Origin of the sequence: Pseudomonas sp. TWI929, assembly GCF_039673335.1 — a bacterium.
Taxonomy (GTDB): domain Bacteria; phylum Pseudomonadota; class Gammaproteobacteria; order Pseudomonadales; family Pseudomonadaceae; genus Aquipseudomonas.
Map to the genome: position 1 here is coordinate 1 of NZ_JBDJLK010000001.1, position 12,788 is coordinate 12,788.

13 protein-coding genes are annotated in these 12,788 nt (G+C 62.4%); 9 read left to right on the forward strand and 4 right to left on the reverse strand.

Going from position 1 to position 12,788, the window contains the following annotated elements:
• Window positions 1-224: 224 nt before the first annotated feature.
• A complete protein-coding gene (locus ABE456_RS00005; RefSeq protein WP_346642131.1) occupies window positions 225-905 on the forward strand; it encodes a response regulator transcription factor in 681 nt (226 codons plus the stop codon).
• Window positions 883-2,274 (forward strand): HAMP domain-containing sensor histidine kinase, encoded by a 1,392-nt coding sequence (locus ABE456_RS00010; protein ID WP_346642132.1) that lies wholly within the window; start codon window positions 883-885, stop codon window positions 2,272-2,274. The genes ABE456_RS00005 and ABE456_RS00010 overlap by 23 nt, the downstream gene beginning before the upstream one ends.
• A 135-nt stretch (window positions 2,275-2,409) precedes the next feature.
• On the opposite strand, the gene cysS is transcribed toward ABE456_RS00010, so the two are convergent.
• Together cysS and ABE456_RS00020 are read right to left on the reverse strand one after the other, a co-directional pair.
• Window positions 2,410-3,792 carry a cysteine--tRNA ligase gene (gene cysS / locus ABE456_RS00015; protein WP_346642133.1) on the reverse strand — a complete coding sequence of 461 codons (1,383 nt, stop codon included), beginning with the start codon at window positions 3,790-3,792 and terminating at the stop codon, window positions 2,410-2,412.
• A 9-nt stretch (window positions 3,793-3,801) separates the two neighbouring features.
• Entirely contained in the window at window positions 3,802-5,505 is a 1,704-nt protein-coding gene (locus ABE456_RS00020) for a glutamine--tRNA ligase/YqeY domain fusion protein (protein ID WP_346642134.1), read from the reverse strand.
• A 248-nt stretch (window positions 5,506-5,753) separates the two neighbouring features.
• On the opposite strand from ABE456_RS00020, the gene ABE456_RS00025 reads away from it, so the two are divergent.
• Together ABE456_RS00025 and ABE456_RS00030 are read left to right on the forward strand one after the other, a co-directional pair.
• A complete protein-coding gene (locus ABE456_RS00025; RefSeq protein ID WP_346642135.1) occupies window positions 5,754-6,254 on the forward strand; it encodes a peptidylprolyl isomerase in 501 nt (166 codons plus the stop codon).
• A complete protein-coding gene (locus ABE456_RS00030) occupies window positions 6,251-6,973 on the forward strand; it encodes a UDP-2,3-diacylglucosamine diphosphatase (RefSeq protein ID WP_346642136.1) in 723 nt (240 codons plus the stop codon). The genes ABE456_RS00025 and ABE456_RS00030 overlap by 4 nt, the downstream gene beginning before the upstream one ends.
• A 123-nt stretch (window positions 6,974-7,096) precedes the next feature.
• Here the strand turns inward: ABE456_RS00030 and ABE456_RS00035 are convergent, their stop codons facing one another.
• On the reverse strand, window positions 7,097-9,382 hold the full coding sequence (locus ABE456_RS00035) for an acylase (protein WP_346642374.1): 2,286 nt from the start codon (window positions 9,380-9,382) through the stop codon (window positions 7,097-7,099).
• A 217-nt stretch (window positions 9,383-9,599) separates the two neighbouring features.
• Here ABE456_RS00035 and ABE456_RS00040 point away from each other — a divergent pair, with 217 nt between their 5' ends.
• Complete coding sequence (locus ABE456_RS00040; RefSeq protein WP_346642137.1) at window positions 9,600-9,974, forward strand: fe2+ zn2+ uptake regulation protein; 375 nt, start codon at window positions 9,600-9,602, stop codon at window positions 9,972-9,974.
• A gap of 36 nt (window positions 9,975-10,010) precedes the next feature.
• On the opposite strand, the gene ABE456_RS00045 is transcribed toward ABE456_RS00040, so the two are convergent.
• A complete protein-coding gene (locus ABE456_RS00045) occupies window positions 10,011-10,199 on the reverse strand; it encodes a hypothetical protein (protein WP_003248064.1) in 189 nt (62 codons plus the stop codon).
• A 151-nt stretch (window positions 10,200-10,350) separates the two neighbouring features.
• On the opposite strand from ABE456_RS00045, the gene ABE456_RS00050 reads away from it, so the two are divergent.
• From ABE456_RS00050 to ABE456_RS00065, 4 genes are all read left to right on the forward strand, one after another.
• Complete coding sequence (locus ABE456_RS00050; protein WP_346642138.1) at window positions 10,351-10,809, forward strand: hypothetical protein; 459 nt, start codon at window positions 10,351-10,353, stop codon at window positions 10,807-10,809.
• A 251-nt stretch (window positions 10,810-11,060) separates the two neighbouring features.
• Window positions 11,061-11,441: a Mor transcription activator family protein gene (locus ABE456_RS00055; RefSeq protein ID WP_346642139.1), complete on the forward strand. Its 381-nt coding sequence runs from the start codon at window positions 11,061-11,063 to the stop codon at window positions 11,439-11,441.
• Between the two features lie 62 nt (window positions 11,442-11,503).
• Window positions 11,504-12,163, forward strand: coding sequence for a DUF2589 domain-containing protein (locus ABE456_RS00060; RefSeq protein WP_346642140.1), 660 nt, complete (start codon window positions 11,504-11,506; stop codon window positions 12,161-12,163).
• 70 nt (window positions 12,164-12,233) lie between these two features.
• Window positions 12,234-12,788 carry a DUF2589 domain-containing protein gene (locus tag ABE456_RS00065; RefSeq protein ID WP_346642141.1) on the forward strand — a complete coding sequence of 185 codons (555 nt, stop codon included), beginning with the start codon at window positions 12,234-12,236 and terminating at the stop codon, window positions 12,786-12,788.

The window sequence follows — 12,788 nt, forward strand, 5'->3', positions numbered from 1 at the left end:
CTCAAGCGCCTCCACAGCTACAACGGCTATGAAACACCGGTAGCCATGGAGGAAAAGCTCAAGATAGCGGCATGAACCTTAACCGGTGTCCAAAATTACTTGACCAGTTCAGTTTACCCGCGAAGAGGCCAGACAAGGCAAACAACCTAGATGAATTTTTCTTAAATCGCCGGTTGGCTATTCTTTGGCACAATCAAGTCTCTATTAGATGCCCAGGAACCAGCATGCCTCGCGTACTGACCATCGAAGACGACGCCGTCACCGGCCAGGAAATCGTCGCCGAACTTACCAGCCACGGCCTGGAGGTGGATTGGGCCGACAATGGCCGTGAAGGCCTGGCCAAGGCCATTGCCGGCGGCTACGACCTGATCACCCTCGACCGCATGCTGCCCGAGGTCGACGGCCTGACCATCGTCACGACCCTGCGCAGCCTCAAGATCGCCACGCCGATCCTGATGATCAGCGCCCTCTCCGATGTCGACGAGCGGGTGCGCGGCCTGCGTGCCGGCGGTGACGACTACCTAACCAAACCATTTGCCTCAGATGAGATGGCCGCACGGGTCGAGGTACTGCTACGCCGCAACAGCGTGCCCATGACCCAGACCCGCCTGCAGGTCGCCGACCTGCAACTGGACCTGATCAGCCACGAGGCGCGCCGTGGTGACAATACCCTCAACCTGCTGCCTACCGAGTACAAGCTGCTGGAATACCTGATGCGCCACAGCGGCCAGGTGATTACGCGGATGATGATTTTCGAGGAAGTCTGGGGCTACCACTTCGACCCGGGCACCAACCTGATCGACGTGCATATCGGCCGCCTGCGCAAGAAAATCGACTCCGCCGGCCAGTCGCCGTTGATCCGTACGGTACGGGGCTCCGGCTATGCCATTGCTGAACCCGTCTAAGGGCTGGAGTTCCTCGACCAGCCGCCTGTTGGCGTTGTACAGCTTTCTGTTCGTAGCCTGGAGCAGCATCCTCATGGGGGTGCTGTACTTCGAGGTATCCAGCTACCTGAACAAACTCACCCGCCACTCCATGCTGCAGCGCCAGCACTTGTTCGCGCACATGAGCGGCAAGCAACTGGATGACGCCCTGATCGCCAGCCAGGCCTTCGAAGAACGTAGCTTTGACGCCTATGGCTTGTTCGACACCCAGCTCAACCCGATGGGTGGCAGTGTGCGCACCCTGCCTCCAGAACTTGGGCTGGACGGCAAGATCCATGAACTGAAACGCTGCCTGGATGCCGACGACCCGCGCATGCCCCGCGACAGCTGCGATGCGGTGGCGATCAAGGTGCAGGATGGCCGCTGGCTGGTGCTGGTACGTGACAACGGCTCGCTGTTCGTGGTCACCCGCATCATCCTGCACGCGCTGCTCTGGGGCATATCGCTCACCCTGATCCCGGGCTTTGCCGGCTGGTACCTGCTACGGCGCCGGCCACTGAAGCGGATCCGCGCGATCCAGGCCCAGGCCGAGCTGATCGTCGCTGGCGACCTGACCCACCGTCTGCCGCTTTCGGCCCGGCGCGACGAGTTGGACATGCTGGCTGCCATCGTCAACGCCATGCTCGACCGCATCGAGCGGCTGATGCACGAGGTCAAGGGCGTGTGCGACAACATTGCCCATGACCTGCGCACCCCACTGACCCGCCTGCGCGCCCAGTTGTACCGGATTCGCCAGCAGAGCGACGTGGACTCTGCGCAAGCCGAGGCGCTGGACCAGGCCATCGGTGAAACCGACACCCTGATGGCGCGTTTTCGCGGGTTGCTGCGCATCAGCGAACTGGAAGACCGCCAGCGCCGCGCCGGCTTCGTTCAGCTTGATCCGCATGATCTACTCGTCGAGTTGCACGACTTTTACCTGCCGTTGGCCGAAGATGGCGGCATTCACCTGGAACTGCACCAACCTGCGCAATTGCCGGCGCTGCACGGCGACCGCGAACTGTTGTTCGAGGCGTTGGCCAACCTGGTAGGTAACGCCATCAAGTTCACGCCCGAAGGTGGGCAGGTGCGGATTACCGCCGCGCAGGGCGACAACGGCGTGCACGTGGCTATCGAGGACAGCGGGCCGGGCATTCCGGAGGAAGAGCGGACCGCGGTGCTGAAGCGCTTCTACCGCAGCGATGAAGGCCACCGCCATGCCGGGTTCGGGCTGGGGCTGTCGATCGTTGCGGCGATCGTCGACCTGCATGGGTTCGGGCTGGAGATTGGCGAGAGCCAGTTGGGTGGGGCAAAGCTGGTATTGCACTGCCCGCTTGTGGGGCCAGGTAAATAAAAGCGGGGCTGCTTTGCAGCCCATCGCGACACAAGGCCGCTCCTACAGGAACGGCGCCGCATTCAATGCTTGCGTAATTCCTGTAGGAGCGGCCTTGTGTCGCGATGGGCCGCAAAGCGGCCCCCATTGCACCGATCAGTCAGCCAGACGCCAGGTAGTACCACCCTTGCTGTCTTCCAGCACCACGCCCATGGCGGTCAGCTGGTCGCGAATGCGATCCGACTCGGCCCAGTTCTTGTCCGCACGCGCCTGCAGGCGCGCCTGGATCAAGCCCTCGACCTCAGCGGCGTCAACCTTGCCTTCGGCACCAGCACGCAAGAAGTCATCGGCTTCCAGCTGCAGCACTCCCAGCACATCACCCAGCTCACGCAGGCGACCGGCCAGGCCGGCAGCAGCATCCAAGTCGCTGTCGCGCAGGCGGTTGATCTCGCGCACCAGGTCGAACAGCACGGCGCAGGCTTCGGGGGTGCCGAAGTCGTCGTTCATCGCCACGCTGAAACGCTCGACAAACTCCTCGCCACCCTTGGCCGCCACGCGTGGCAAGCCGCGCAGGGCGTGGTAGAAGCGCTCCAGTGCGCCCTTGGCGTCACGCAGGCTGTCTTCGGAGTAGTTGATCGCGCTGCGGTAGTGGCTGGCCACCAGCAGGTAGCGCACCACTTCCGGGTGGTACTTCTCGAGCACGTCGCGGATGGTGAAGAAGTTGTTCAACGACTTGGACATCTTCTCGCCGTTGATACGGATCATGCCGCAGTGCATCCAGGCATTGGCGTACTGCTTGCCAGTGGCCGCCTCGCTCTGGGCAATCTCGTTCTCGTGGTGCGGGAACTCCAGGTCGCTGCCGCCGCCGTGGATGTCGAAGCTTTCGCCCAGGCAGCAGGTGGACATCACCGAGCACTCGATATGCCAGCCCGGACGGCCCGGGCCCCATGGCGATTCCCAGCTTGGCTCGCCTGGCTTGACGCCCTTCCACAGCACGAAGTCCAGCGGGTCCTGCTTGGCCTCATCGACCTCGATGCGTGCACCGATGCGCAGGTCTTCGATCTTCTTGCGCGACAGCTTGCCGTAACCGACGAACTTGCCGACGCGGTAGTACACGTCGCCATTGCCCGGGGCGTAGGCGTAACCCTTGTCGATCAGGGTCTGGATCATGGCGTGCATGCCGGCGATATGGTCGGTGGCACGCGGCTCCTGGTCCGGCGGCAGGATGTTCAGGCGGCGCTCGTCTTCGTGCATCGCGTCGATCATGCGGGCAGTGAGCGCGTCGAAGCTTTCGCCGTTCTCGTTGGCGCGGTTGATGATCTTGTCATCGATGTCGGTGATGTTGCGCACGTAGGTCAGCTCGTAGCCGCTCTTGCGCAGCCAGCGGGTAACCAGGTCGAAGGCCACCATGCTGCGGCCGTGGCCCAGGTGGCAGTAGTCGTACACGGTCATGCCGCACACATACATGCGCACCTTGTTGCCATCCAGCGGCTTGAAGGTTTCCTTCGCTTTGCTCAGGGTGTTGTAGATGGTAAGCACGGCGGTTCCTCAGCTGCCCCAGGAGTCACGCAAGGTGACAGTGCGGTTGAACACCGGGCGGCCCGGCTGGCTGTCTTTCAGGTCGGCGCAGAAGTAGCCTTCGCGCTCGAACTGGAAGCGGTCCTCGGGCTGCGCCTGGGCCAGCGACGGCTCGGCACGGCAACCGCTGAGCACTTGCAGCGAATCCGGGTTGATGTTGTCGAGGAAGCTGCCGCCATCTTCGGTCTTCTCCGGGTTGGCGGAGCGGAACAGGCGGTCATACAGGCGCACTTCGCACTCTACGCTGCCTTCGGCCGGCACCCAGTGGATAACGCCCTTGACCTTGCGGCCTTCAGGGTTCTTGCCGAGGGTGTCCGGGTCGTACGAGCAACGCAGTTCGACGATGTTGCCGTCGGCGTCCTTGATCGCTTCGTCGGCGCGGATCACGTAGCTGCCGCGCAGGCGCACTTCACCGGCCGGCTCCAGGCGCTTGTAGCCCTTTGGCGGCTCTTCCATGAAGTCGTCACGGTCGATGTACAGCTCGCGGGAGAACGGCAGCACGCGCACGCCCATGTCTTCCTTCGGGTGGCGCGGCAACTCAAGCTGCTCGACCTGGCCTTCCGGGTAGTTGGTGATGACCACTTTCAGCGGGCGCAGCACGCACATGGCGCGCGGTGCGGTGCGGTCCAGGTCGTCACGGATGCTGAACTCGAGCATCGACATGTCGACCACGCCGTCGGAACGGTTGGTGCCGATCATTTCGCAGAAGTTGCGGATCGAGGCCGGGGTGTAGCCACGGCGACGGAAGCCCGACAGGGTCGACATGCGTGGGTCGTCCCAGGCTTCGACGTGCTTTTCGTCGACCAGCTGCTTGAGCTTGCGCTTGGAAGTGATGGTGTAGTTCAGGTTCAGGCGGCTGAACTCGTACTGGCGCGGGTGTGCCGGTACCGGCAGGTTGTCGAGGAACCAGTCGTACAGCGGACGGTGCCCTTCGAACTCCAGGGTGCAGATCGAGTGGGTGATACCCTCGATGGCGTCCGACTGGCCGTGGGTGAAGTCGTAGTTGGGGTAGATGCACCACTTGTCACCGGTCTGGTGGTGGTGGGCATGGCGGATACGGTACAGGATCGGGTCGCGCAGGTTCATGTTCGGCGAGGCCATGTCGATCTTGGCCCGCAGCACGCGCTCGCCGTCCTGGAACTCGCCGGCCTTCATGCGGGCGAACAGGTCGAGGTTTTCTTCCACGCTGCGCTCGCGGAACGGGCTGTTCTTGCCCGGCTCCTTGAGGTTGCCGCGGTATTCCTTGGCTTGATCAGGGGTCAGGTCGCAAACATAGGCCTTGCCACGCTTGATCAGTTCAACGGCCCAGTCATGCAGCTGGTCGAAGTAGTCGGAGGCATAACGCACGTCGCCGGCCCAGTCGAAGCCCAGCCATTTGACGTCGCTCTGGATGGCGTCGATGTATTCCTGGTCTTCCTTGGCCGGGTTGGTGTCATCGAAACGCAGGTGGCAGACACCCCCGAATTCCTTGGCCAGGCCGAAGTTGACGCAGATCGACTTGGCGTGGCCGATGTGCAGGTAACCATTGGGCTCCGGCGGGAAACGGGTGACGATGCTGCTGTGCTTGCCCGAGTCCAGGTCGGCCTGGATGATCGGCCGCAGGAAGTTCGCAGGGACAGCGGGGGCGCCTTTGGCAGCGGCGTTGGGCGCGTTGTCGGCAGTGGGCTTGCTCATAGGATCCTTGAATGCACGTGTCCGGCCTGGGTAGGCCGATTGAATCAAAGGGCCTATCATAGCCGAAGCAGTCAAGCTGCTGACAGTCGGGCCCGGACAAACTGGCGTGATTTATCACGGCTTTTTGCCGCAGCCTGGCAAAATGGCCGGTGCGCGCCATGTGTCGTGATCGCCTGATCCTGCGTCAGGTGATAACCCGCGCCCTGCGCACCCCAATTTCTGATTGCCTTGAAAGAGCGAGTTTCAGCATGTCCAAAGTCAAACTGAGCACCAACCACGGCGACATCGTCCTGCAACTGGACGCCGAGAAAGCGCCGCTGACTACCGAAAACTTCGTTCAGTACGTCAAGGAAGGCCACTACAATGGCACCGTGTTCCACCGCGTGATCAAGGGCTTCATGATCCAGGGCGGCGGTTTCGAGGCTGGCATGAGCCAGAAGAAAACCCGCGCCAGCATCCAGAACGAAGCCGACAACGGCCTGAAGAACAAGAAGTACAGCATCGCCATGGCCCGCACCATGGAGCCGCACTCTGCCTCGGCACAGTTCTTCATCAACGCCTCCGACAACGACTTCCTCAACCACAGCGGCAAGAATGTGCAGGGCTGGGGCTACGCCGTGTTCGGTGAAGTGATCGAAGGCCGTGAAATCGTCGACGCCATCGAGAAGGTCGCCACCGGTTCCAAGGCTGGCCACCAGGACGTACCAAAAGACGACGTGATCATCGAGAAAGCCGAGATCATTGAGTGATCCTGCTGATCTCTGATCTGCACCTGCAAGAAGAACGCCCGGACATTTCCCGGGCGTTTCTTGATCTGCTCGATGGCCGTGCCCGCCACGCCAAGGCGCTGTACATCCTTGGCGACTTCTTCGAAGCGTGGATTGGCGACGATGCCATGACGCCCTTCCAGCAGTCGATCTGCCAGGCCATGCGCCGGCTGAGCGACAGCGGCACGGCCATCTACCTGATGCATGGCAACCGTGACTTCCTGATTGGCCAGGCATTCTGCAACGCGGCGGGCTGCACGTTATTGAGCGACCCCTGCGTGATCGAGCTGGGCGGTGAACAGGTGCTGCTGATGCATGGCGACACCTTGTGCACTCGCGACCTGGGCTACATGAAAATGCGCCGTTTGCTGCGCAACCCGCTGAGTTTGTGGATCTTGCGCCACTTGCCGCTATCGGCCCGCTACAAGCTGGCACGCAAGCTGCGCAGCGAAAGCCGCACGCAAACGCGGATGAAGTCCACCGAGATCGTCGATGTCACACCGGAGGAAGTGCCAAAGGTGATGGCGGCGCATGGCGTGCGCACGCTTGTGCATGGCCATACCCACCGGCCGGCGATCCACAAGCTGGTGGTCGACGGGCAACCGGCGCGGCGCATCGTGCTGGGTGACTGGGACCGCCGGGGTTGGGCCTTGCAGGTTGACGAGCAAGGCTTTCAGCTAGCGCCGTTCGAGTTTTCCTGACCTGGCAGGTTTTGCAGGACCGGCCTCTTCGCGGGCTTGCCCGCTCCCTCAGATATCGCACGAGTTCCAAAACTTGTGGAGTACCTGTGGGAGCGGGCAAGCCCGCGAAGAGGCCAGCATGCCTTACTGCTGCGCCACTGCCCCCTTGTCCCCTTCACTGATCAACACTTCCCGGTACTGCGGGTCAGCCTTGATCTGCGCCTCGGTAAACGGAATCACCGCCAGTTGCTTGGCCGCAAACGCCTTGGTCTGGTCACTGGCATGCGCCGACGCCGCTTCGCTTGACTGGGAAAACGCCAGCAAACCTCGCGCCTCTGGCCCCTTGTCGGTAAAGCTGACCAGTTGCAAGTAGCTGGTACCACTGACCACCAGCCGCTTGCCCTGCCCGTGCGGTACGCTGTAGATCGCGTTGTACACGCCCAACGCCTGCGGGCCACCCGGTACCGGCGTACCATCGAGAGCTTGCTGTACCTGCCCCCACTTTGCCTCCCCCGCTACACCGCTCTCGGTTACCTGCTTGAGCGATGCCAACGCGGCTTCGTGTACCAGCTTGCGCACGGCGGCCTGCTCGACCGCCAAACCGCGTGGGGTGTGCTGCGGGTCGGCGGGATTGAAGGCCACCCGCCAGCTTTGCGGGTGATCGGCCAAGGCATTGAACAGGTTCTGGAAGTGCACCAGGCCAATGCCACTGTCGAGGTCGGCCTTGCCGTTCCAGGCCGCCAGGCTGCTGCACACGGCCTGCACGTCTGCGCCGGCACCTTTGCACCACTGCAGCAGATCCGGCAGTACCAGGCTGGCCAGGTACACCTCGTCTTCGGTCACCATGCGCTGCAGCTCATCGACACCCAAGCGGGCGCTACCCTGCAAGCGTTGCAGGGCAAAGCGGCCACGCATGCCCAGCGGCTGGTCATTGCGGCTGACCAAAGGTGAAAAACCGGTCAGCGGCTGCGCCGGGTTGGCCAGCCAGGCCGGGTCGTTGGAGTTCTGCACGTAGTCTTCGCGCTCAAGGCTCGGTAGCAACCGTGCAGGGAAGATACCCGGCTGCGCCGCCTGCGCATCGACTTTCCACTGGCACGCACTGCGTGAACCATCCAGCACCACCAAGCGCCCTTGCGCCTGCGGGTTGCTGCAGCTGTCCAGCAGCTGCTGATCGACATAGGGCACTACCGACTGGTTCAGGTACAAGGCCCGCCCCGCCTGGTCCACGGCCAGCGTATTGACCCAAGGGATGCCCTGCAGCTGCTCGACCGAGCCCTTCAATGTCGCCAGGCTGTCAGCACGGTTGATCTGGTACCACTGCTGCAACACCCGGGTATTCTCAAGGTTGGCGTCGCGCAAGCTGTAGGCCGCATGCGCATCCCAGTCCAGGCGGCCTGGCCATTGCACCACCGGGCCGAACTGCGAACTGTAGACCTGCCGCTCTACCTGGCTCAGGCTGCCATCCTCGGCTTTTACCGCAACGCTAATGGTTTGCCGGGCCAGCGGCAGCGATTGGCCATCGAGCAGGTAACGGGTCGGGTCCTTGGGATCGAGTTGCAATCGGTACAGGGTGAAGTGCTTGGAGGTATCGACGGTGTGCGTCCAGGCCAGGTGCTGGTTGAAACCGATGTTGACCATCGGCAGGCCGGGCAAAGCCGCGCCCATCACATCGAGCTGGCCAGGAATGGTCAGTTGCATCTGGTAGAAGCGCATGCCACCCATCCACGGGAAATGCGGGTTGGCCAGCAACAGGCCGCGGCCATTGGCGGAGCGCTGTGCCCCGACGGCTACGGCATTGCTGCCGCGCTCCGTGGCAAAGCGTTCTTGCCGGGCCAGCGCCACAGCGAAGCCCGCCGGCGCCTGCTGGCTGGTCAGGTTTGGCGGTTGCGCCCCCGCCACAGCCTCGACGAACTGCCCGACACCACCCTCGGCCAGCAACCGGCGGGTCAGTTTGACCAGGTCCTCACTGGTAATGGGTCGCACCCACTCGCCATTGCCACACTCGGCGGGCAAGCCTTGGCTGCGGCGCTCGGCCAAGGCCCGGTTGTAACCGCTGGCGTAGCCTGCCAGCAGAGCCTGCACCGGTGCTGGCTGCGCCTGCAAGAACGCAGCGACTGCCGCCGGGTTGTTGAGCCAGTTGAAGAACAGGTCGCTGGCCAGGTTACCACGCTGTTCCAGGGTCTTGCCCTTGGCACCGAAGTAGCGTGAGCGCTCACCACTGACGGTCAGCACTTCATTGGCCAGCAGGCACAGGTTGTCCTGGGCGTAGGCGTAGCCGACACCATAGCCCAGGCCACGCTCATCCTTGGCCACGATATGCGGCACCCCGTAACTGGTTCGGCGAATCTGCGCACTGGCTTCGCCGGTGCTCTGCGCCTGTACGCCAACGCTGAAGGCCACCAGCGCGGCAGCCAGGCCAGCGCAAGTCATGGGACGGGAAAGTGGAAACACGGGCACTCCTCGGGTTCGGGGGTCATCCCGATCTGACGAATGGCCAGATGAAAACTTTACGTATTACAAGCCGATGGAACGTCTTGATGAGAAACAGGCATTTTTTTCACGAGTGGGTTGCAGTTTTTGCGTTCTCATTCGTCCTAGTAAGTGAGGCACCCACATTTCGGGTTCGTCCACGAAAAGGAGCATTCACATGTACAACCCGCAACCCTCGATCCAGGCCGGGCGAGCCCCTGGCAGAGCGCCCAGGGAACAGGACGTTCTTGCTGATGAGCGCATTGGCAACGAGCAGATCCGTGAGCTGTTGCGCAGCTTCGGCCTGCGCACCAGCCTGATCCGCCTCAAGGTGATCGACGCCTTGCACGCCGCCGACCGTAATGGCCGCAGCATTGGTGTGCGCGGCGTGCACGCACAACTGGAGCAGCTGGATATTCCGCTGTCGTTCCTTAGCGTGCGCGAAGTGCTCAAGCGGCTGTGCGCCGAAGGCGTCATCCAGCTGGGCAGCGACAAATGCTACAGCCTCAACCCCCAGGCGCGCGCCATGCTGGAGCAAACGCCTTCACGCTGAGCGCATGGCCGGCCATGCCTGGCCGGCCCGCACAGGTCAGGGCTTGACCTTGCGTCGCAGAATGCCGTTGATTACCACGACCACCACGGCGATGGCGATGGCCAGCATCTGGAAGGTCTGCTCACTGATCGTGCCCTGCTTCTGCAGGTGGGACAGGCCCAGCATCAGGCCCAGTACCACCAGAATGATCAGAAGTGAATATTTGAGGCGCTGCACGTGTGTCATCGAAGGTTCCTTGCAACATCAGGGGCAAATGGCTCGCAACGAGCCGCGACAATGATACAACGCCCGCCGGCCCCGGCGCTGCATTTCCTGCTGGGTGGGGCGGCGCCAGCCTGAAAGCATGGGGCTCCCGAGTACCCATGCCGGAGGCATCATGTACAAACCCCTGCTGTTCGCATCCCTGTTTCTCACGCCCTTTCCCCTTTATGCACTGGACACCCGCCAGACCCCTGCCGAACAACTGCTCGACCTGGGCCGCGAGTTGGCTGCGCACGCGGGTGCCAGCCAATGGCAACAATTGTGGCAGCGCGTGCGCCAGGCCGGCTACCTGCAGGCCGATGGTGCCCCCATACATTTCAGCGTGCCTTCCGCCCGGCTACCCGAGCTGGCCCGGCAAACCTTGGCCGAGGCCGACCAGGTACAGGCGCTGCAGCAGACCCAGGCCCTGTACCGCCGCAGCTTTGCCGGCCAGGTCATCGGCCAGCGCAACGGGCAGGCGCTGCATGCGCTGTGCTTGCTGGTTGACTGGCGCACGTTGCCACAAGGCATGCGCGACACCCCCCAAGCCTACTTGCGCAGCGCCAGCTTGCTGAACAGCTATCCGTGCGATTGAGGGTTACCGGCCCCAGCTAGCGATGCAGGAAGTGATCTGTCGGGAAATCACCAGACACAGCCAAATATCGACGCCGTTTCCTACAACGCCGGATAACGCTGCCTGCAAAGCCTGTTCACCGAAACTACAACCCCCAACCCTTATGCCGCCTAGCGACGCGCCTAGGCTGTCGCAGAAAATTTGCTCACACCTTCGACATAACGCCGCTGGTGATCGGGTCGCACATCCCACCCATCCCGAAGGAGCGCCATATGCATTTGCCAGATTTGAGCCAGATCGATATCAGCCAACTGCCCCACTCGTTGCAGGCCCTGATCGACTGTATCGGCATCGACAACGCCTACCAGCTGACCAGCACCTACGGCGGCAGGCCCAAGTACATCCCCAAGCACCGTGAGCGCACCAAGCTCGCCGACATACTGCCGGCCGAAGCGCTCGACGCGCTGATCAAACGCTTTGCCGGTGTCGCCCTGGAGATCCCCAAGGCCGACCACTTCCTGCGCCAACTGCGCAACCTGCAGATCCAGAAGGAAAGCGCCAACGGCTTGTCACGCAGCCTGCTGGCCAACAAGTACGGCCTTAGCCTGCGCCAGATCGGCAACATCCGTCGCCAAGAGCCTTGCGTGCGCTGAAGCCCAAGCACCGTGGCCGCCATTGGCGGCTACCTTACCCCCACTAGAAAGAGCACCCCAACATGTCGATAGACAACAGCCTCATCGGCTCGGTCATCAATGCCCTGCCGATGGACCGCATGATCGCCGGCCCCCTGCAGGCCATGGTCCAGGCACAGGTAACCGCCAGTAAATCGTATGCCGACTTCCTGATGCAGGTGTGCGTCCAGGACGGCAAGGCAGTAGCCATCCAGTTCGACTACGACGAAACCATCGTCGACGAACAGGGCGAGTACAAGGGCGTAGTCAGCAAGACCATGAAAGTGCCGCTGCTGGCGGCCATCACCCACCCGAACATTACCATCGAAGAAGGCAATGTCGAGTTCGAGCTGATCATCAACCAGATGTCGGAAGACACATCCAGCACGGACATGAACGCAAGCGTAGGTGGCTCACTGGGTTGGGGGCCGTTCAAGCTGAACGTGAGAGGCAGCGTCAGCCACAAGTCCTCGCAAACGCGCAAGACCGACACCCGCGCCCGCTACGCATTCAATACCACCCTGAAACGCCAGGAGCCGCCTGAAGCAGTGATGAGGGTGATCGAGTTCCTGACCGATGCGGCGACCAAGCCAACTGTCGTCAAAGGCGCCACACTGGAGAGCCCGGACGAAATATCGCAGAAGGACACCTTGAAAGACCCTGCCGCCAATAACAACCCACCGCCAGGTGGCAGCAACCCTTGATACGCTCCGCCCTTGACGAAACAGCCCCCTGGCCAACAGGGGGCCCCTATTGGCCTGAGGAGTCGTATCAATGGACAAGTCCCCCGCCCCCATGACCTCCATCGACCTGCGGGAGATCACCCGTGGCCTGCAAGAAGCCGCCAGCGCCACCAATAGCCTGATCGCCCAGCAATACATCAACTTGTTCGACCAGTTTTTCGAGTGCGACACCGAGGCCTTGGGCGCCCCGATGAAGGCCAAGATGGTCGAGGTTGCCATGGACGGCCAGCACGTCATGCGCGTGCCGTTGTTCGCGCTGGTATCGCCCAAGGGCCTGGCCCTGGAACGCATGCAGGTCGACCTGTCGGTGCGGGTCAAAGGCACTGAAGCGCAACAGGCCTTGCTGACTGCTGGCGAAAGCAAGGCCGCCAGCTTCAAGGTGACCATCGGCGGCCAGGGCCGTCAGGGTGAAAACCGTGACCCGGACGAAGTGCAGATCCGCATGCAGTTCCAGGCCAGCGAACCACCAGAAGCACTGAACCGGCTAATCGAGGAATACACCAGCCTGATCATTCCGGTACGTGCCCCCAGCCCGCCGCCGTCGCCCGACACCAATGAATTCATCGAGGCGGCCACCGTTCGTTGA

Bases quoted from the DNA above. Each gene is read 5' to 3' on its own strand.
- ABE456_RS00005 (WP_346642131.1), top strand. From the start codon at position 225: ATGCCTCGCGTACTGACCATCGAAGACGACGCCGTCACCGGCCAGGAA.
- ABE456_RS00010 (WP_346642132.1), top strand. From the start codon at position 883: ATGCCATTGCTGAACCCGTCTAAGGGCTGGAGTTCCTCGACCAGCCGC.
- ABE456_RS00020 (WP_346642134.1), bottom strand. From the start codon at position 5,505: ATGAGCAAGCCCACTGCCGACAACGCGCCCAACGCCGCTGCCAAAGGC.
- ABE456_RS00025 (WP_346642135.1), top strand. From the start codon at position 5,754: ATGTCCAAAGTCAAACTGAGCACCAACCACGGCGACATCGTCCTGCAA.
- ABE456_RS00035 (WP_346642374.1), bottom strand. From the start codon at position 9,382: ATGACTTGCGCTGGCCTGGCTGCCGCGCTGGTGGCCTTCAGCGTTGGC.
- ABE456_RS00040 (WP_346642137.1), top strand. From the start codon at position 9,600: ATGTACAACCCGCAACCCTCGATCCAGGCCGGGCGAGCCCCTGGCAGA.
- ABE456_RS00045 (WP_003248064.1), bottom strand. From the start codon at position 10,199: ATGACACACGTGCAGCGCCTCAAATATTCACTTCTGATCATTCTGGTG.
- ABE456_RS00050 (WP_346642138.1), top strand. From the start codon at position 10,351: ATGTACAAACCCCTGCTGTTCGCATCCCTGTTTCTCACGCCCTTTCCC.
- ABE456_RS00055 (WP_346642139.1), top strand. From the start codon at position 11,061: ATGCATTTGCCAGATTTGAGCCAGATCGATATCAGCCAACTGCCCCAC.
- ABE456_RS00060 (WP_346642140.1), top strand. From the start codon at position 11,504: ATGTCGATAGACAACAGCCTCATCGGCTCGGTCATCAATGCCCTGCCG.
- ABE456_RS00065 (WP_346642141.1), top strand. From the start codon at position 12,234: ATGGACAAGTCCCCCGCCCCCATGACCTCCATCGACCTGCGGGAGATC.